Here is an 18668-nt window from a genome sequence, read left to right as displayed (position 1 = left end):
TGACGCATGAGTGAGGGCGGTGAACACCAGCGCGACGGCCGGCTGGTCGGTGGGCGGTACCGGCTGATCGAGCGCATCGGCTCCGGCGGGACAGGCACGGTGTGGCGGGCCCTCGACGAACGCGCGGACCGTGAAGTCGCTGTCAAACAGCCGAGACTGCCCGGCGACCCGGGCGACGAGAGCCACCGCCGGGCCGCCCACCGGTTCCGCCGCGAGGCCCGCGCCGCCGCCCGGGTCGACCACCCGTCCGCCGTAGCCATCCACGACGTCGTCGTCGAGCCCGAGGGCCCCGGCGGGGTGGTCGGACCGGAAGACGTGCTGGACGAACTCCCCTGGGCGGTCATGGAGTTGGTGCGCGGCGAGTCCCTGCGCGAGACGCTTCGGCGCGGCCCGCTGCCGGTGCGCGAGACGGCCCGGATCGGCCGCGCCGTCCTCGGCGCCCTGCGCGCCGCGCATGCCGTCGGCATCGTCCACCGCGACGTCAAACCCGCCAACGTCCTGCTCGGGCCGGACGGCCGGGTCGTCCTCACCGACTTCGGCACCGCCCACGTCCCGGGCGAGGAATCCCCCGGCGCCGACGGCGAGTTCACCGGCGAGCTGGAGTTCGTCGCCCCCGAGCGGATGTCGGGGCGCATCGCCGGCCCCGCCTCCGACCTGTGGTCGCTCGGTGTGGTGCTGTACGCCGCCGTCGAAGGCTTCTCCCCGTTCCGCCGTACGACACCCGAGGCCACCCTCGACGCGATCCTCGCCGCCGACCCGCCCGAGCCGCGGCAGGCCGGCCCCCTCGGGCCGCTCCTCGTACGGCTGCTGGCGAAGGACCCCGAGCGGCGGCCGGGCGCGGAGGAGGCCGACGCGGTCCTGGACGCGGTCGCGGAGGGCAGGCCCGTCCCCGGGCCCGCCGAGCACAGCGCGCCACGACCGCACGCGGCCGGATCCGGCACCACACGGCAGCCGGACACCGCACGGGAACCAGGCACCCAGGGACCCGACACCACCCTGGCACCACCGGCACAGGCGCAGCCACCGGCACTCCCCACCGCGCCGGCGCCGGCACCCCCCACCGCGCCGGCGCCCGCCTCGCCACCCGAACCCGCCGTACCCCCGACCCCCGAACCCGCCTCCCCCCACCGCATCCTGCGCCACCCCGCCTCCATGGCCCTGCTCGGCGTGCTGCTCACCGGCGGGGTATGGCTCACCACCAGCTCCTTCCTCCTGGAGCCCGGCAGCCGTTCCGGCCGTACCGAACAGACCGCCACTCACAGCCAGGCCCCCGGCGGCGCCACGGGCACCCCCGAGCCCCGCCGTGCCCCCGCCGCGGCCTCCGCCCCGGCCTCCGCCCCCTCCCCGTCCTCCTGGACCGCCCACCGCGAGAAGGACATGGACGCCGTCCTCTCCGTCCCCGACGGCTACCAGGAGACCGCCCGGCAGGGCAGCGCGCGCCACCAGCCCCGCGTGGTGATCTACGCGAAGGACGCCATCCACGTCCGCCTCACCCAGTGGGACCGGGCGCCGCGCTCCCCGCTGGCCCAGGCCGAGCAGGCGCACCGGATCAGGGACGGACACCAGGGCGACGCGCGCACCCGGTACACCCGCACCAGCGTCCAGGGGTACGAGGCGGTCCTCGCCGACACGACGTACGACCTGCGGCGGGCCCCCGCCCGGGTCATGGAGCTGATGATCCGCACCGACGACAGCCGCATGTACCAGCTGCGGGTCGACATGCCCAAGGGCACCCCGGAGGAGAAGAAGGGGACGGCGGTGTTCCAGGGAGCCCGTGACCGGCTGCGGATCGGAACACGCTGAAAATTCCCGGGGATCGGGGCCCGACGCCCTGATCAGGGCGTTCGTTGCCAGTGGACGCTGGCGCCGTGTGTGTGGTCGGTGAAGCCCGTTACCGACGGGTACCCAAAGCCTCCGCCGCCGCATACCCTGCCGCTCATGACGGACGCGCAGGCCCCTGAGAAGCCCGGCACGGCACAGACCGGCACGAACCCCATCGCCCCCGCACCGGCGGGCGCCCGTACCGCCGCCGACGTGGTCACCCCCGAGCTGGTCGCCCAGCTCACCAAGGGCGTCGTCGGTTCGGGCCGGACGGCCAACCACACGCCGTTCACCGGCGAGAAGCTGGCCGACCTCCCCGAGTCGACGCCCGAGGACGTGGCCCGCGCCTTCGAGGCCGCCCGCGTCGCCCAGCAGGTGTGGGCCCGGACCCCCGTACGGCAGCGCGCCGCGGTCCTGCTCCGCTTCCACGACCTGCTGCTGGAACGCCAGGCCGAGGTGCTGGACCTGATCCAGCTGGAGACCGGCAAGGCCCGCCTGCACGCCCACGAGGAGGTCCAGGCCGTCGCGGTCGCGGCCCGCCACTACGGCCGCAAGGCCGCCGCCTACCTCAGGCCCAAGCACCACACCGGGGCCGTACCGGTCCTCACCAAGGCCACCGAACTGCGCCACCCGCGCGGGGTCGTCGGCCAGATCGCCCCCTGGAACTACCCGCTGGAGCTGTCCGTCGGCGACGCGCTGCCCGCCTTCGTCGCGGGCAACGCCGTGGTCATGAAGCCGGACACCGAGACCTGCCTGACCGCCCTGTGGGCGCGGGACCTGCTCGTCGAGGCAGGGCTGCCCGACGGTGTCTTCCAGGTCGTCCTCGGGGACGGACCGGTCGTCGGCCCGGAGGTCGTCAGGCACGCCGACTACGTCTCCTTCACCGGCTCCACCCGCACCGGCCGCGAGGTCGCCCAGGGCGCCGCCGCCCGCCTGGTCGGCGTCTCCCTCGAACTCGGCGGCAAGAACCCCATGCTGGTGCTGGAGGACGCCGACCTCGAGAAGGCCGCCGCGGGCGCCGTACGGGCGTGCTTCTCCTCCGCCGGCCAGCTGTGCATCTCCATCGAGCGGCTCTTCGTCCACGAGTCGGTCGCGGACGCCTTCCTGGAGCGCTTCGCCGCCCGCACCAGGGCCCTGCGGCTCGGTACGGCCCTGGCGTACGGCGCCGACATGGGCTCCCTGGTCGGCGAACGCCAGCTGGAGACCGTGACGCGGCACGTGGAGGAGGCCGTGGCCAAGGGCGCGAAGGTCATCGCGGGCGGCGTCGCGCGCCCGGACGTCGGCCCCTACTTCTTCGAGCCCACCATCCTCAACGGCGTCGACGCGGACATGTCCGTGTGCACGGAGGAGACCTTCGGCCCGGTCGTGTCCGTCTACCGCGTCAAGAGCGAGGACGAGGCGGTCGAGCGCGCCAACGCCACGCCGTACGGCCTCAACGCGTCCGTCTGGACCCGCAACGCCCGCCGCGGTCACGAGGTCGCCGCCCGGCTGCGCACCGGCACCGTGAACATCAACGAGGGCTACGCCCCCGCGTACGGCAGCGTCCAGTCGCCGATGGGCGGCATGAAGGACTCCGGACTCGGCCGCCGGCACGGCTCCGAGGGCATCCTCAAGTACACCGAGGCCCAGACCGTCGCCCACCAGCGGCTGCTGCCGATGGCCCCCTCCCTGGGCATGGACGACGAGCAGTACGCCCGGTTCATGACCCGCAGCCTGCGCCTGATGAAGGCCCTCAGGCTCAAGTAGCCGGCAGCGGACGAGCAGCAGACGAGCCGGTAGAGGAACTCGGCCCGCACGGACACCGACGAGGAGAACACGTGCCACAGGACGCCTACGACTACGACGTCGTCGTGGTCGGCTCCGGCTTCGGCGGCTCGGTGGCCGCCCTGCGCCTGACCGAGAAGGGGTACACGGTAGGCGTCCTGGAAGCCGGCCGCCGCTTCACCCGCGACACCCTCCCGAAGAACTCCTGGGACCTGAAGAACTACCTGTGGGCCCCGAAACTCGGCATGTACGGCATCCAGCGCATCCACCTGCTGGGCAACGTCATGGTCCTGGCGGGCGCGGGCGTCGGCGGCGGCTCCCTCAACTACGCCAACACCCTGTACGTTCCGCCGAAGCCGTTCTTCGAGGACCCGCAGTGGCGGGACATCACCGACTGGCAGCAGGAGCTGGCGCCGTACTACGACCAGGCCCGGCGCATGCTCGGCGTCCGGCTCAACCCGACCATGACCCCGTCCGACGTGCACCTTAAGGCGGCGGCGGAGCGGATGGGCTGCGGGGACACCTTCCACCTGGCACCGGTCGGGGTGTTCTTCGGCGACGGCAAGGACGCCGACGGGTCGGTGAAGGCCAAGCCGGGCCAGGAGGTTCCGGACCCCTACTTCGGCGGGGCGGGACCGGCGCGGCGGGCCTGCGCCGAGTGCGGCGAGTGCATGACGGGCTGCCGGCACGGCGCGAAGAACACCCTCAACGAGAACTACCTGTACCTCGCGGAGAAGGCCGGCGCGGTCGTCCACCCCATGACGACGGTCGTCTCGGTCACGGAGGACTCCCGGGGCGGCTACGCGATCGCCACCCTGCCGACCGACGACCGCCGCAGAGGGAAGGGCCGCACCTACCGGGCCCGCCGGGTCGTGCTGGCCGCCGGCACGTACGGCACGCAGACCCTGCTGCACCGCATGAAGGCCAACGGGCAGCTCCCGCACCTGTCCGACCGGCTCGGCGAACTCACCCGCACCAACTCCGAGGCGCTGGTCGGCGCCCAGACCGACGACCGCCGCTACCGCAAGGCCACCGGCGCGCCGAAGGCCGACTTCACACGCGGGGTCGCCATCACGTCCTCCATCCACCCGGACGAGTACACCCACATCGAGCCGGTCCGCTACGGCCGCGGCTCCAACGCGATGGGCAGCCTGTCGATCCTCCAGGTGCCGTACGCCAGGAGCGGCACGGGCACGGCGCGCGTGCTCGGCTTCCTCGCCCACGCGGTGAGGCACCCCTGGCTGGTGGCGCGGTCGCTGTCCAACCGCCGCTGGTCGGAGCGGACCATCATCGGCCTGGTGATGCAGTCGCTGGACAACTCGCTGACGACGTACCTCAAGCCGAAGGGCGTCGGCCGCGGTCTGCTCACGGCCCGCCAGGGGCACGGCGCCCCCAACCCCAAGCAGATCAAGGCCGCGACGGAGGGCGCCTCCGCGCTGGCCGCCGAGATCAACGGCTTCGCCGGCTCCAACATCGGCGAGCTGATGGGCACTCCGCTCACGGCTCACTTCCTCGGCGGCTGCCCCATCGGCGCCTCCCGCGAGACCGGCGTCATCGACCCGTACCACCGCCTGTACGGCCACCCCGGCATCTCGGTCGTCGACGGCGCCGCCGTCTCCGCCAACCTGGGCGTCAACCCGTCCCTGACGATCACCGCCCAGGCCGAGCGGGCGATGGCGTACTGGCCCAACAAGGGCGAGCCCGACCCGCGTCCGGTGCAGGGCGCGGCGTACGTACGCCTGCAGCCGGTGGAGCCGAAGTCCCCGGCGGTCCCGGCGGAGGCGTTCGGCGCGCTGCGGCTGCCGTTCCTGGGGATCCCGGCGGTGCCGCCCAAGCAGTGACCGCCCGGCGGCCCGTGGGAGCGGCCCGTGAGAGCGGCCCATAAGAAAGGGACCTGTGCCCCCCTCCGAGCTCAGGTCCCTCTCTTGGTCTGGTGGCGCGCTAGGCCTTACGCGTCCGCCCCGCCCTTGCGCCGGCGCACCACGAACACCGCACCGGCACCGGCGACGACGGCGATCCCGCCGACGAGGCCGATCACCGGAAGCGCGGAACTGGAGCCGGTCTCGGCGAGGTTGCCGTCGATCTCCTTCACGCCGCCCTGCGGCTTGGTGCCGTCGCCGAGGCCCTGCGGCTTGTCGCCGTTCGGCTTGGCCTCACCCACGTCGCCCGGCTTGCTGCCGGAGGCGAGCACGGTGAACTCGTACACGTCACCGTTGCCGTAGCACTGGGAGTCCTCGCCCGCGTACACGGCCTGGCTCAGCGTGAACGCCGTACCGGCCGGAGCCGAGGCCTTGATCTTCACCCGCAGGTCGAGGGTGGCCGTGGTGTGCGCCTCCAGCGAGTCGAGGAACGCCACGAAGGAGCCGGAGAAGTTGACGCTGTCGCCGTCCGCCTCGAAGGAGTCCTGGTACTTGCTGGTCCACTCGCCGTCCTCCTTCACCTGGATCACGGCGAGGTCGGCGAAGAGCGAGGCGTCGGGGTCCTTGCTCTCCGAGTACTCGGCGAGCGCGTTGATCCAGACGTCCTTCAGGTCCTTGTCGGAGTCGTTGTCGACCACGAAGGAGAAGGGGTGCCAGCCCGACCCGGCGACGATCTTGTTCGGGAGCCCGGTGATGCGGGCGGTGAGCTTGTCGTCCAGGTCGAACGACGTGCAGTCCGTGTACGGGTCCCACGGCTTGTCGTCGGCTCCGGCCGGCCCGGTCGGCGTGGCCGACGCGGATGACGAACCGGTCGGCGACGCGGTGGCGGCAGCGGCGCTCGCGCTCTGCGAGGCGGAGGCGGATGCGGAAGCCGAGGCGGAGGCGGAGGCGGACGCGGAGGCCGACTCGCCGGCCGACGCCGACTGCGACGCCGATTCCGGTGCGGACGGGGAGGAGCTCTCCTGCGCCGCTGACTGCGTCACGGAGGCGGACGGCGTCGCGGAGGGGTCGACCTCGGCGAACGCGGCCGGGGCCGAGAGCAGCGCCAGCGGAGCCACAGCGGCCGTCGCCGCTGCGGCGGCCATGACGTGGCGAAGCTTCATGAAAACCTCAAGGAGTCCAAGTGTGGAGGGCTCCGCGTGTGGGGCGCGGGAGTGGCCCTTGGTTCGCGGTGTTTGATCCGTGAAACCTGTGAACGGTTGTGCCGCATTCACAGAATCCTTATGTGTCCTGGATCACGCGCGCTTACGGGCTCCCGGGGTGGCGTCCGGCTCCGGGCATGACGAAGGGCCCCGCGGGGCGGAGCCGCGGGGCCCTTCCTCTCGTCAGCACCGACGTCAGGGCAGCGCCGGTGCCTGGGAAGCGGCGCCGGGGGGCTGCGCCGCTGGCCTCGGCCTCTGGCGGGCAACGCAGCTGCCCGCACCGTGTGATTCCGCCGGCCGGCCCCGGGCGTCCCCGGAGCCGGCCGTTCTCTTGGTGACCGGGCTGCTGTCCCCTGCCGTCCGGTCACTTCCCTGGAGCGAGGTCCCACGACGTGCGGCACGATCCGTACGTCTCATCGCTCCAGCGAGCCACGCGTGGTTCTTTCGGGCCCGCCCCTGGCTGGCACGGACACCGGGACCAACGATCCTGACCCGGGAGCGGTCACGCGCCGGACGGGTGAGAGGTGCCCGAACTCAGATACGGCCCCGGCACAGCTCCAGCAGCGTCATGGCGAGCGACGTGCCCGGCTTGCCCAGCGCGTCCCGGTAGCGGCCGAGGATGTCCATCTCGCGGGAGAGGTTCACGCGCCGGCCGCCGGAGGCGATCCGGGCGTCCTGGATGACGGCGGAGACCGCCATCCGTTCCTGGATCAGTCCGATGATCCGGTCGTCGAGCGCGTCGATGCGCTCCCGGGCACCGGTGATCACGTCGGCGGCCTCGGGGGTGCGGGCGCCGGTCTGCTCGGTGGTCTCCGCGGTGGTGGCGGTCATCTCGGGTCTCCTCGGTGGACGGTGCCCCGGAACGACAGGACCCGCAGAACGCCAGGCGCCCCGGGCCTTGTCGGCCCGGGGCGCCTGGGAAGTGCTTGTCAGATGCTCAAGCAGCACGACCATGGCAGCCGGCGGGCCGGATGCCATAGGTAAAGACGAAGGTCTGGTGCGTGAGCATGGGGCCAGTATGCCGGGGCGCCCGACGAGCTCCAAGCCGGCTCGGATACTGAGACGGCCCGCACGGACGCGGGCCACCATCGCGGCCACCGCACAGGCGGTGCGGGACCGCACCGTGGACATCGCGTGCGGGCGCTCGGGGCCGGACCGTGGCCCGCGCAGGGGTGCGGGGCTGGACTGTGGTCACCCGATTAGGCGGGCTCGGGCGCGCACGGGCCAGGGGGCGCCCCACGGGCACCGCGTGCGTGGGTTCGGGGACCGCACCGTTGGCACCGCGTGGGCGGGCCCGGAGCCACATGACGGCGGCCACCGCGCATACGAGCGCGGGAACGCGCTGCGCGCATCGTGGACGCGGGCTTGGGAGCGCGCAGCCCGGGCCCGGCGCGGGGGCACCGCGTGCGCACGGACGGGAGTGCGCCAGGTCACCACGCGCTAGGACGGGATGGGTCCGTGAGCAGCGGCCACGAGCACCGCGCGCGCGGGCGGGACCACGTCACGGCCACCGTGCACACGAGCGCGGGAGCGCACTGCGGGCATCGCGGACGCGGGCTCGGGACCGGGCCGTGGGCACCGCGTGCGCACGGACGGGAGTGCGCCAGGTCACCACGCGCTAGGACGGGATGGGTCCGTGAGCAGCGGCCACGCGCACCGCGCGCGGGCGGGACCACGTCACGGCCACCGCGCACACGAGCGCGGGAGCGCTCTGCGGGCATCGCGGACGCGGGCTTGGGACCGGGCCGTGGGCACCGGGTGCGCACGGCCCGGCGGGCACCGCGGCCACCGGGTGCGCGAGGGCGGGACCATGTCACACGTAGCCGTGCGCACGGGCGCGGGACCTCCTCCGTGGTCGCCTCGGTAGAATCGGCACCACAAGACCCCCGCCCCACCGCCGGAAGGCACCCCGTGTCATCAGCGACCCACGCCACCGACACCGTCCTGGTCGTCGACTTCGGCGCGCAGTACGCCCAGCTCATCGCCCGCCGCGTCCGCGAGGCCCGGGTCTACAGCGAGATCGTGCCGAGCACCATGCCGGTCGAGGAGATGCTCGCGAAGAACCCGGCGGCGATCATCCTCTCCGGCGGCCCCTCGTCGGTGTACGAGGAGGGCGCACCCACCGTCGACCGCGCCCTGTTCGAGGCCGGCGTCCCCGTCTTCGGCATGTGCTACGGCTTCCAGCTGATGGCCCAGACCCTGGGCGGCACCGTCGACAACACCGGAGCGCGCGAGTACGGCCGTACCGACCTGCACGTCTCCAAGTCGTCCTCCACCCTCTTCGAGGGCACCCCGGCCGAGCAGATCGTGTGGATGTCGCACGGCGACGCCTGCTCCGCCGCCCCCGAGGGCTTCACGGTGACGGCCTCCACGGACGTCGTCCCGGTGGCCGCCTTCGAGAACGACGACAAGAAGCTGTACGGCGTCCAGTACCACCCCGAGGTGATGCACTCCACGCACGGGCAGCAGGTGCTGGAGCACTTCCTGTACCGGGGCGCGGGCCTGCAGCCGACCTGGACGACGGGCAACGTCATCGAGGAGCAGGTCGAGGCGATCCGCAAGCAGGTCGGCGACAAGCGCGCCATCTGCGGCCTGTCCGGCGGCGTGGACTCCGCCGTCGCCGCGGCCCTGGTGCAGCGGGCCATCGGCTCCCAGCTGACCTGCGTGTACGTCGACCACGGCCTGATGCGCAAGGGCGAGACCGAGCAGGTCGAGAAGGACTTCGTCGCGGCGACCGGCGTCCAGCTGAAGGTCGTCGACGCCGAGGAGCGGTTCCTCAAGGCGCTGGCCGGGGTCACCGACCCCGAGGAGAAGCGGAAGATCATCGGCCGCGAGTTCATCCGGGTCTTCGAGCAGGCCCAGGCCGAGATCATCGCGGACGAGGGCCCGGCGGTGGAGTTCCTCGTCCAGGGCACGCTCTACCCGGACGTGGTCGAGTCCGGCGGCGGCACCGGCACCGCCAACATCAAGTCCCACCACAACGTCGGCGGCCTGCCCGAGGACCTGGAGTTCCAGCTCATCGAGCCGCTGCGCAAGCTGTTCAAGGACGAGGTCCGCATGGTCGGCCAGGAGCTCGGCCTGCCGGAGGAGATCGTCCAGCGCCAGCCGTTCCCGGGCCCGGGCCTGGGCATCCGGATTGTCGGCGAGGTCACCAAGGAGCGGCTCGACCTGCTCCGCGAGGCCGACGCCATCGCCCGCGAGGAGCTGACGGCGGCCGGCCTCGACCGCGACATCTGGCAGTGCCCGGTGGTGCTGCTCGCCGACGTCCGCTCCGTCGGAGTCCAGGGCGACGGCCGTACCTACGGCCACCCGATCGTGCTGCGCCCGGTCTCCTCCGAGGACGCCATGACGGCCGACTGGTCGCGCCTGCCGTACGACGTCCTCGCCCGGATCTCCACCCGCATCACCAACGAGGTCAAGGACGTCAACCGGGTCGTCCTCGACGTGACCTCGAAGCCGCCGGGGACGATCGAGTGGGAGTGATCCCCGTGCTCCCCGTCTGATCCCTACCTGCGTTTGACCGTGCGCAGGGGCTCGCCGGGCTTCCAGACCTGGACGACCAGATACGTGTCGTCCTCGACGAAGGTCCTGACGACCTCGGTCAGCTCGGTGCGGAAGAGGTGGAACGGCTGCGGCGGTTCCACCTCTTTCACGTATCCGGCCTTGGTGGCGCCCTCCTCCACCTCGTACGCCCGCCCGCTGATCCGTACGTCGCCGCCGCCCATGCCGGTGCCCTCCCCGGGGTTCGCCTGGAGCGCGAAGCGCGGGTCGCGGCGCAGGTCGAGGGCCTTGAGGGAGCCGCCCATCATGCCCAGCCACAGCTCGCCGCCGCGGAAGTCGGCCTCCAGGCCGCTGGTGCGGGGTGAGCCGTCCCTGCGGAGGGTGGCGAGGACGTGGTGGCGGTACGCGCGGAAGCGCTCCTCGACCGTCTTGGCCAGATCCGGTTCGGCGGCGGCGAAGGCTGCCCAGTTCACAGTCATACGGCGAGTCTGACGCCGAAACCCGACATCTTCTGTCGGCTATTCGGGGTCACACGGTTGCGACCGGGGCTCACACGGCGTGCGCCTCGGGGCGTACGTAGCGCTCCCGGCCGTCGGCGTCCCGCACCGGGGTGCAGCCGGCCGCCCGCAGGCGCTCGGCGAGCTTCGCGCGCCGGGCCGCATTGATCCGCAGGCTGCCCAGCAGGAAGAGCGGCATCAGCACGGCGAGCGGGAGGACGACGGCGTACTTGCCGGTCACCACGGCCAGCAGCACGAAGAGCACCGGGAAGCCGCAGGCCATAGCCAGGAGCTGCTTGCGGTTGGCCGCCGCGAGCGTGGCGTCGTACTGGATGAGCGTCGCCAGCGTGGCGACCTCCTGCTCGGTCTCCGGGACCGGGGTCAGCGAGCCCAGGTACATGCCCGGCACCGGGCGGCCCTTGCCCGGGTCCGGGAACGCCGCCAGGTTGGCCGCCGCGCGCTGCTGCGCCGCCGGGCTCGTGTCGCGGACCAGCCGGACGTGCAGGATCTTGTACCGGCCGACCAGGCGCGCGCCCGCGTAGCGGAAGCCGTAGCACTCGGCGACGTACGCCAGCGCGCCGGCGGTGGCCCAGTCGCCGGGCTGGACCACCTCGATCACGTCCTGGGTCGCGATCTGCCGCATGAGGGGCTTGAGGTGGCGGTCGACGAGGCTCATGAGGACGCTCCTGGCGGGTCGTGCGGTAAAGCGGGGCTTGTGGTTCCGGATGGTTCCGCACATCAGACCCGTCAATCACCCACAGGGTTGTACGCTCCTCCGCCCGGCCTCTTCACCGCACGGACCTGTCCTCCGCAGCCGGCCACCGGTACCTTCCCGCCCCGTACCGCAACCAGTGCTGGAGGACCTATGCACGGGCCCACCCCGCCCCCGCCGCTGCCCACCGACCGGCTCCAGTTCGCGATGCCCCCGATGCACGAGTCGGTCGAGGACGAGCGCCGGTACCGCAAGGAGCGGCTCGCGGGCGCACTGCGGATCTTCGGCAGGCTCGGCTTCGAGGACGGTGTCTCGGGACACATCACCGCGCGCGACCCCGAGTTCGGCGACTGCTTCTGGGTCAACCCCTTCGGGATGCCGTTCCGGCACGTCACCGTGAGCGACCTGGTGCTCGCCAACTCCGCCGGGCAGGTGGTCGACGGCCGCTACCACGTCAACCAGGCCGCGTTCACCGTGCACGCCCAGGTGCACGCCGCCCGCCCGGACGTCGTCGCCGTCGCCCACTGCCACTCCGTGCACGGCCGCGCCCTCGCGGCCCTGGGCGAGCTCCTGGAGCCGATCACCCAGGAGAGCTGCGCCTTCTACGAGGACCACGCCCTGTACGACGGCTACACCGCAGTCGCCGTCGACGCCGAGGAGGGGCGGCGCATCGCGGCCGCGCTCGGCTCCCGCAAGGCGCTGGTGCTGCGCAACCACGGGCTGCTCACGGTCGGCGACTCGGTGGACGCGGCGGCCTGGTGGTTCCTCTCCATGGAACGGTCCTGCCAGGTGCAGCTGACCGCGAAGGCGGCGGGCCGGCCGGTCCTGATCGAGCACCGGCTGGCGGTGGCGACCCGTGAACAGCTCGGCGGGGACCTGGTGGCGTGGATCAACTACCAGCCCCTGTGGCAGGAGGTCAGCCGCGGCGAGCCGGACCTGCTGGACTGACGGGTGCGCGCTTGGCGTGCAGTACGGGAACACTCGCCGCCGGGTCAACACGACGCACCGGGCTTCACCCGCGCTGACCAGACCCGGGACACGGGGGCCGGGTGATGTAGGGCACAATGCGCTGTCGTCGTGCGGGTGTTGTCGTAGGTGTCGGTGTACGGCGGCGGCCCCGGTTCTCCGGAGGGACGCCGGTGGTTCGGTCGCGGGGAAGGGCGGGCGTCGGGCGTGGCGGTGCACGAGGCGAGACAGGGCGGTGCGGACGCGGGGGCGAGCGGGAGCGCGCACGCGGGTGGCCGGCGGGGCACCTACGGGAGTGGCTTCGGCAGCGGGCAGCGCGGGGCACCCGGTGGCGCGCACCCCGGGGCGGACGACGGGACGCATCTGGGGGGCTGCACCTGCGGAAACTGCCCGCACGGTGCGCGGGAGGGGCACCGGCAGGCAGTCGCCGCGTTCCTGCGCAGGCGCGAGGAGTTCGCGGCCGGGCAGGGGCTGCCGGCCGCGGTGGCCCACTCCGCCTCCGCCTCCCGGCAGTGGGTCTCCGAGGAGTTGACCCAGTCCGCGGCCCTCGTCGCCGAACGCGGGCGGGCCGAGGGCAAGGCATGGCTGGCCGGCCTGTGGCGCCGCACCGCGTGCGGGGTGTGGGCGCTGGTCGTCGTGCTGCTGGTCGTGCAGTCGCTCACCGCGATCGGCGCCGGCTGGACGGCCGCGCGCACCGCCGGGCTGCTCGCGGCGGTCCTGCTCGCCGCCGTGCTCACCGCGGCGTCCTGGTTCCACCGGGCGCGCGGCGGTGCGCTGGCGCCGGTGATCGGCGAGGACAACCGGCTGTCCACGTCCCGGGCGGTGGCGGCCGGGTGGGTGCTCTTCGTCGCCTACGCGGTGCTGGTGCTGGCGGGGCAGCTCGCGGCGGCCTCCCGGCCCGGGCAGCGCGACACCCTCATCACCGGGCTGGAACTGGCCCGGGGCGCCGGCGTCGTGACCGTGCTCGCCGTCGTGTGCGGGATCGCCGTGCTGGTGCGGCGGGTGGTCGGGCTGCGGGTGCTGGGACAGCGGCTGCAGAAGGTCCGGGCGGACCGGCCCCGGGCGGCCGACCTGCTGACCGACGACTCGGGGCGGGGCGCGTTCGCCGACATCCAGTACGTGGTGATCAGCGCGGTCGCCCTGCTGTTCGCGGCGGTGCGGCTGGCCCGGCGGCCCGATCAACTGCCGGACCTGCCCTGGGGCCTGGCGGTGGTGGTGCTGGTGTCGGCGGCGACCTACCTCGCCGGGAAGTACGCCGAGGGCGGCCGTCCGGTGATCCTGTCGGTCGTACGGGCCCGGGAGATCGGTGACCTGGACGCCCCCATCCGCACCGGCGACGACATCGAGATCCGCGGCGCCGGATTCGTGCCGCCCGGGGCGCAGGGCGCCGACCGGCTCTCCCGCATGGTCGTCCGCATCGGCACGGTGAACGCCCACGTCCCCCTGGTCCCGGTACCCGGCGGCTTCAGCAACCCGACGGACACGGTCCTGACGGTGCCGGTGCCGGCGGAGGTCGAGCCGGGGCGGGTGGAGGTGCAGGTGGTGACGGCGGCCGGGGTGGAGACGAACCGGTACGTGATCGACGTGACGGAGTAGCCGCCGCGCCCCACCGGGAAAAACGCCGTCGCGGGGATTGAGCCGGGGCCGTTCGTCGTACGTATGGTCTGTCGAGGGGGTCGGCATCGGCGCGGTGAGAGGTGGCTGACAGCGATGACTCACAGTATGCGGACGGACACGCGCACCCCCCGGTTCGACGGCGGCCGGGACTGGCGGGACAGCGCCACGCGCTACGCCCTGCTGCCCCTGCGCCTCTTCCTCGGCGTCACCTTCCTCTACGCCGGCCTGGACAAACTCACCGACGGCGCCTTCCTGAAGGACGCCGGCGCCGGGTCGATCGGCGACACGATGCGCGCCGTCCGCGACTCCTCCGCCATCCCCGCACTCGTCGACCTCGCCCTGAAGAGCCCGGTCGGCTTCGGCACCGCCATCGCCCTCGGAGAAGTGGCCGTCGGTATCGGCACCCTGCTGGGCCTGTTCACCCGCCTGGCGGCGCTCGGCGGCGCGCTGATCTCCCTCAGCCTCTGGCTGACGGTCAGCTGGGCCTCCGACCCGTACTACTACGGCAACGACCTCGCCTACCTCATGGCCTGGACCCCCCTCGTCCTGGCGGGAGCCCCCCTGCTCTCCCTGGACGCCACCCTGCGCGAACGACGACGACAGCGGTCGGGCGACTACCGGTAGACGAACGGCTGGCGGTGGCGTGGCCGAGTGGCCGGGTGGGTTGGACGGCTGCTGGTCGTAGGGCGGGCCGGGCGCGGACATAGGCGGCGGCGGACGCCGGTGGTCGGGCGGCTGGGTTGGGTGGCTGCCGGTCGGCGGGCGGGCGTCGGGCCGGGTGGGCGCCGGGGTGGAGTGGTCGGTTATCGAGAGTCGGCTTCCGCACGGCCCGCTCCCCGGTGCCGGCGGACGCGTCCGGTGACGAACGCCACCGCCCCCGCCAGGCACAGCCCGCCCACCACCAGGGGGATCACCGCGAACCACGGCGTCTGCCAGGCGCCGCCCGCGTCACCTGCGTAGACGACGCCCGCGAGGGCCAGGAAGAGGCCGGCGACCAGTTTCCCGGGCTGGAACTCATGACGCAGCACGGCTCACCTCCGCCTGCCCCGCGCCCACCTGGAGCTCCAGGTCGAGCGTGCCGGCCTTCTCGACGCCCTTGGCCGGTGACAGCGTCACTTCCCTGTGCTTGCCCGGTGCCACGTCCACGTCCTTCTTCCGGTCTCCCGGCAACTGGATGTCTCCCACTCCGACATCGACGGTCAGCCGTACGGTCACGTCCTGCGGAACGATCACCTTGAGCCGCCCCACTCCCACGTCGGCCCGTGTGCTCACCGTCTGCCCCCGCCCCACGTCGAGCCGGGACAGATCCAGCGTGCCGACGCCGGTGCCGACGTTGTAGTGCTGCCGTATCTCCGCCACCGCGGTGGGCTGCCATGTGGTGTGCGTCCAGCGGGTGGTGATGTCCTGAGGCAGCGCCGCCGCACCGGCGAGGAGGCCCGCCGTGACGACTGCCAGGAGGATCGAGCCCGCCCCCGTACGCCCCAGGAACGCGCTGATCGCGATGCCGAGGCCCAGGACGGCCAGGGCACAGGCCAGGCCGGTCTGGAGGCTGGTGCCGAGCGGATGGTGCTCCCACGTCGTGCCGGTGCCCAGGCCGCCGGCGAGCAGCGCGAGCAGGAAGACCCAGCCGCCGATCCAGCGAGGTCCGCGCGGTTTCGGCCGGGACTGCCCGGCGCGTATCGCCTCCCGCGCGTCGCCGTAGGTGCCGAGGCTGATGGCGACGGCCGCCGCGACATCCCGCTCGTGGGCGTTCTGCGGGCCCCACAGGTAGCCCGTGCCGCCGATGTGCGTGCCGTCCTTGACGATGGGGTCGCGCCACCAGGAGGGGAAGGCGGCGGGGACGGGCGGCGCCTGGGCCTCGGGCGGGGCGTCGGCCACGGCCTGCGCGGCCAGCGGGTCGGGGCTGGGGGTACCGCGGTGGCGCGACCAGTACCCGGCACCCGCGAGCAGCAGGGACAGCACCACGGCGAAGGTCAGCACCCCGCCGTTTCTCAGCATGGTCAGGAACGCCCCGCAGCCGACCAGCGCGAACAGCACGGCCGCCAGCGCCTGGCCGTCGACCCGGCCGGTCAGCAGCTTGCGCACCTCGTTCTCGTCCTCGTCGTCGAGCGGGACGAACAGCCAGGCGAAGCCGTAGAAGATCAGGCCGATGCCGCCGGTCGCGGAGAGCACCGCGAGGGTGATCCGGAAGATCACCGGGTCCATGTCGCACTGCCGCCCGAGTCCGGCACAGACCCCGGCCAGCATCTTGTACCGCCGGTTCCGCCGGAACCTGGGCGGAGGCGCCTGCGCACCGTCCTCACCGGCCGCGACCGAACCTCCGCCCGCACCGGCCTTCCTGCCCGGGGCCTCCTCTTCTCCGCGTTGCTCCCGCCCGCTCGCGGAGTGTTCCGCGCCCGGGCCGGCCGCGGCGGATGCGGCATCCTGCGGTCCCGCGCCCGGGGAGGGGCGTGGACCGGAGCCGGGTCCCGGACCCGTCGCGGCGTGCTGGTGATCGGTCATGGGTCCATGGTGACGGGCGGGCCGCCGCGACGGCAGCCGGAACAACCCTGGCCCGACCCTGATATCGGCCCTGACACCGTGCCAGGGGAGTGTTCGACGCACCCGCCGGGCGAAGATCAGGGGTGTCTCGGGGGCCGACCCTGATGCCCCGGCCCCGCGGCCGTGTGACCATCGATGGCATGTCGGAAGCCGCAGCAGCGCCCCTCGCCGAACCGCGGCCGCCGCGCAAGCTCTACCGCAGCAGTGACGGACGCTGGCTGGGCGGAGTGGCACGGGGGCTCGCCGGTCACCTCGGGCTGCCCGTCGCGTGGGTACGGCTGGTCTTCGTCGGGCTGTTCATGGCCGACGGCCTCGGCGCGCTGCTGTACGCCGCGTTCTGGTTCTTCGTGCCGCTGGGCGTCGGCGGCGTCGAGGCGCAGAAACCACCCTCCCTGGTCGGCACCGAGACCTCGCCGGACGGCCGGCGCAGACTCGTCGCCCGCAGACCGGACAAGGGCCAGATCGTCGCCCTGCTCCTCATGGTCGTCGTAGCCATGGTCTTCGTGGGCAGCGTCGACCTGGGCGCCGGAGCCCGGGCCTACCTGTGGCCGATCGTCCTGGTCGGCGCGGGCGTCGCCCTGGTCTGGCGGCAGGCCGACAACGCCCGCCGGGCCCGCTGGGCCGAGGTGGGCCGGCGCCGCCGTACGGTGACGATCCTGCGGTCGGTGGCCGGTGTGCTGCTGGTGACGGCCGGGGTCTCCGGCATCTTCGTCCTGCAGGGCTCCGCCGCCCACCTGGGCTCCGTCCTCCAGGCCGCCCTCGCCGTGCTCGTCGGTATAACGCTCCTGGCCGGCCCCTACCTCGTCCGCATGACGCAGGACCTCTCCGAGGAGCGCCTGATGCGCATCCGCGCCCAGGAACGCGCCGAGGTCGCCGCCCATGTCCACGACTCGGTGCTGCACACCCTGACCCTGATCCAGCGCAACGCGGACAACGCGGCCGAGGTGCGCCGCCTCGCCCGTGCCCAGGAACGCGACCTGCGCACCTGGCTGTACAAACCCGAGGGCAACGGCAAGGACGAGAAAGAGGAGCCGGCCACCCTGGCCGAGGCCGTGCGGCGCAACGCCGCCGAGGTCGAGGACAAGCACGGCGTCCCGATCGAGGTGGTCGTCGTCGGCGACTGCCCGCTCGACGAGAGGATCGGCGCACAGATGCAGGCCGCGCGCGAAGCGATGGTGAACGCCGCCAAGTACGGTGGCGAGGGCGGCGCCGTACAGGTCTACGCCGAAGTCGAGGGCAGGACGGTGTTCGTGTCCGTCCGGGACCGAGGCCCTGGCTTCGACCTCGACGCGATACCCGCCGACCGGATGGGCGTGAGAGAGTCGATCATCGGCCGCATGGAGCGCAACGGCGGCACGGCGCGGCTGCGCGCGGTGCCGGACGGCGGCACGGAGGTCGAGCTGGAGATGGAGAGGGCGGAGAAGACGTCATGAGCGACCCGACCGAGGCGAACGGTACGGCGGGACCGGCGGACGCGGCCGAGCCCGCGGCACCGGCCGGTGGCCCGGGCAGGCATGTGCGTGTGGTCCTCGTCGACGACCACCGCATGTTCCGCACCGGCGTCCAGGCCGAGATCGGCCGGACCGAGGAGACCGGCGTCGAGGTCGTCGGGGAGGCCGCCGATGTCGACCAGGCGGTCACGGTCATCACCGCGACCCGGCCCGAGGTCGTCCTCCTCGACGTGCACCTGCCGGGCGGCGGCGGCGTCGAAGTGCTGCGTCGCTGCGCCCCGTTGATGGCCGACACCGAGCGCCCTGTGCGGTTCCTCGCCCTGTCCGTCTCGGACGCGGCGGAGGACGTGATCGGCGTGATCCGCGGCGGTGCCCGGGGTTACGTCACCAAGACGATCACCGGCACGGACCTCGTCGACTCCATCTTCCGTGTGCAGGACGGCGACGCCGTCTTCTCGCCCCGCCTGGCCGGGTTCGTCCTGGACGCCTTCGCCTCCACCGACGCCCCTCCGGTCGACGAGGACCTGGACCGTCTCACCCAGCGCGAGCGCGAGGTGCTGCGGCTGATCGCCCGCGGCTACGCGTACAAGGAGATCGCCAAGCAGCTGTTCATCTCCGTCAAGACGGTCGAGTCCCATGTCTCGGCGGTGCTGCGCAAGCTCCAGCTGTCGAACCGGCACGAGCTCACCCGGTGGGCGACGGCCCGGCGCCTGGTCTGACGGGGCGGCGAAGGCTCG

15 protein-coding genes are annotated in these 18668 nt (G+C 73.1%); 9 read left to right on the top strand and 6 right to left on the bottom strand.

The window, feature by feature from the left end; translation table 11 throughout:
- Window positions 1-6 precede the first annotated feature (6 nt).
- The 3 genes from AB0K80_RS21520 (at window position 7) to AB0K80_RS21510 (ending at window position 5426) form a co-directional block, all read left to right on the top strand.
- Window positions 7-1803: a serine/threonine-protein kinase gene (locus AB0K80_RS21520; RefSeq protein ID WP_365671970.1), complete on the top strand. Its 1797-nt coding sequence runs from the start codon at window positions 7-9 to the stop codon at window positions 1801-1803.
- A 135-nt stretch (window positions 1804-1938) separates the two neighbouring features.
- Entirely contained in the window at window positions 1939-3567 is a 1629-nt protein-coding gene (locus AB0K80_RS21515; protein WP_365671968.1) for a succinic semialdehyde dehydrogenase, read from the top strand.
- A 71-nt stretch (window positions 3568-3638) separates the two neighbouring features.
- Entirely contained in the window at window positions 3639-5426 is a 1788-nt protein-coding gene (locus tag AB0K80_RS21510) for a GMC family oxidoreductase (RefSeq protein WP_365671966.1), read from the top strand.
- Between the two features lie 107 nt (window positions 5427-5533).
- On the opposite strand, the gene AB0K80_RS21505 is transcribed toward AB0K80_RS21510, so the two are convergent.
- Window positions 5534-6607, bottom strand: coding sequence for an LAETG motif-containing sortase-dependent surface protein (locus AB0K80_RS21505; RefSeq protein ID WP_365671964.1), 1074 nt, complete (start codon window positions 6605-6607; stop codon window positions 5534-5536).
- A 573-nt stretch (window positions 6608-7180) separates the two neighbouring features.
- Window positions 7181-7477, bottom strand: coding sequence for a chorismate mutase (locus AB0K80_RS21500; protein ID WP_365671961.1), 297 nt, complete (start codon window positions 7475-7477; stop codon window positions 7181-7183).
- Between the two features lie 1080 nt (window positions 7478-8557).
- Between AB0K80_RS21500 and guaA the strand changes: the two genes are divergently transcribed.
- The gene (guaA, locus tag AB0K80_RS21495) at window positions 8558-10129 is read left to right on the top strand and encodes a glutamine-hydrolyzing GMP synthase (protein ID WP_365671959.1); all 1572 of its coding nucleotides are present in this window, start codon (window positions 8558-8560) and stop codon (window positions 10127-10129) included.
- A gap of 23 nt (window positions 10130-10152) precedes the next feature.
- Here the strand turns inward: guaA and AB0K80_RS21490 are convergent, their stop codons facing one another.
- Together AB0K80_RS21490 and AB0K80_RS21485 are read right to left on the bottom strand one after the other, a co-directional pair.
- The gene (locus AB0K80_RS21490) at window positions 10153-10626 is read right to left on the bottom strand and encodes a pyridoxamine 5'-phosphate oxidase family protein (protein WP_365671957.1); all 474 of its coding nucleotides are present in this window, start codon (window positions 10624-10626) and stop codon (window positions 10153-10155) included.
- A gap of 70 nt (window positions 10627-10696) precedes the next feature.
- Window positions 10697-11320 (bottom strand): hypothetical protein, encoded by a 624-nt coding sequence (locus AB0K80_RS21485; RefSeq protein WP_365671955.1) that lies wholly within the window; start codon window positions 11318-11320, stop codon window positions 10697-10699.
- Window positions 11321-11509: 189 nt separating this feature from the next.
- On the opposite strand from AB0K80_RS21485, the gene AB0K80_RS21480 reads away from it, so the two are divergent.
- The 3 genes from AB0K80_RS21480 (at window position 11510) to AB0K80_RS21470 (ending at window position 14563) form a co-directional block, all read left to right on the top strand.
- A complete protein-coding gene (locus AB0K80_RS21480) occupies window positions 11510-12304 on the top strand; it encodes a class II aldolase/adducin family protein (RefSeq protein WP_365671953.1) in 795 nt (264 codons plus the stop codon).
- A 381-nt stretch (window positions 12305-12685) separates the two neighbouring features.
- Window positions 12686-13918 (top strand): hypothetical protein, encoded by a 1233-nt coding sequence (locus AB0K80_RS21475; RefSeq protein ID WP_365672227.1) that lies wholly within the window; start codon window positions 12686-12688, stop codon window positions 13916-13918.
- A 114-nt stretch (window positions 13919-14032) separates the two neighbouring features.
- On the top strand, window positions 14033-14563 hold the full coding sequence (locus AB0K80_RS21470; protein WP_365671951.1) for a DoxX family protein: 531 nt from the start codon (window positions 14033-14035) through the stop codon (window positions 14561-14563).
- A gap of 179 nt (window positions 14564-14742) precedes the next feature.
- Here AB0K80_RS21470 and AB0K80_RS21465 read toward each other — a convergent pair whose 3' ends face one another.
- Window positions 14743-14967, bottom strand: coding sequence for a hypothetical protein (locus AB0K80_RS21465; RefSeq protein WP_365671949.1), 225 nt, complete (start codon window positions 14965-14967; stop codon window positions 14743-14745).
- A complete protein-coding gene (locus AB0K80_RS21460) occupies window positions 14954-16441 on the bottom strand; it encodes a PspC domain-containing protein (RefSeq protein WP_365671946.1) in 1488 nt (495 codons plus the stop codon). The genes AB0K80_RS21465 and AB0K80_RS21460 overlap by 14 nt, the downstream gene beginning before the upstream one ends.
- Window positions 16442-16620: 179 nt before the next feature.
- Between AB0K80_RS21460 and AB0K80_RS21455 the strand changes: the two genes are divergently transcribed.
- Both AB0K80_RS21455 and AB0K80_RS21450 read left to right on the top strand, forming a co-directional pair.
- A complete protein-coding gene (locus tag AB0K80_RS21455) occupies window positions 16621-17913 on the top strand; it encodes a PspC domain-containing protein (RefSeq protein ID WP_365671944.1) in 1293 nt (430 codons plus the stop codon).
- A complete protein-coding gene (locus AB0K80_RS21450; protein WP_365671943.1) occupies window positions 17910-18650 on the top strand; it encodes a response regulator transcription factor in 741 nt (246 codons plus the stop codon). Before AB0K80_RS21455 ends, AB0K80_RS21450 begins: the two co-directional genes overlap by 4 nt.
- Window positions 18651-18668 lie beyond the last annotated feature (18 nt).

Origin of the sequence: Streptomyces sp. NPDC052682, assembly GCF_040678435.1 — a bacterium.
Lineage (GTDB): Bacteria > Actinomycetota > Actinomycetes > Streptomycetales > Streptomycetaceae > Streptomyces.
Note: the sequence above shows the minus strand (reverse complement) of the source record. Positions and strands in the feature narration are given on the sequence as shown.

Coding starts and splice junctions, on each gene's coding strand:
- AB0K80_RS21490 (WP_365671957.1), bottom strand. CDS start 10,626: ATGACTGTGAACTGGGCAGCCTTCGCCGCCGCCGAACCGGATCTGGCC.
- AB0K80_RS21480 (WP_365671953.1), top strand. CDS start 11,510: ATGCACGGGCCCACCCCGCCCCCGCCGCTGCCCACCGACCGGCTCCAG.
- AB0K80_RS21470 (WP_365671951.1), top strand. CDS start 14,033: ATGACTCACAGTATGCGGACGGACACGCGCACCCCCCGGTTCGACGGC.
- AB0K80_RS21450 (WP_365671943.1), top strand. CDS start 17,910: ATGAGCGACCCGACCGAGGCGAACGGTACGGCGGGACCGGCGGACGCG.
- AB0K80_RS21455 (WP_365671944.1), top strand. CDS start 16,621: ATGTCGGAAGCCGCAGCAGCGCCCCTCGCCGAACCGCGGCCGCCGCGC.
- AB0K80_RS21485 (WP_365671955.1), bottom strand. CDS start 11,320: ATGAGCCTCGTCGACCGCCACCTCAAGCCCCTCATGCGGCAGATCGCG.
- AB0K80_RS21515 (WP_365671968.1), top strand. CDS start 1,939: ATGACGGACGCGCAGGCCCCTGAGAAGCCCGGCACGGCACAGACCGGC.
- AB0K80_RS21505 (WP_365671964.1), bottom strand. CDS start 6,607: ATGAAGCTTCGCCACGTCATGGCCGCCGCAGCGGCGACGGCCGCTGTG.
- AB0K80_RS21520 (WP_365671970.1), top strand. CDS start 7: ATGAGTGAGGGCGGTGAACACCAGCGCGACGGCCGGCTGGTCGGTGGG.
- AB0K80_RS21500 (WP_365671961.1), bottom strand. CDS start 7,477: ATGACCGCCACCACCGCGGAGACCACCGAGCAGACCGGCGCCCGCACC.
- AB0K80_RS21460 (WP_365671946.1), bottom strand. CDS start 16,441: ATGACCGATCACCAGCACGCCGCGACGGGTCCGGGACCCGGCTCCGGT.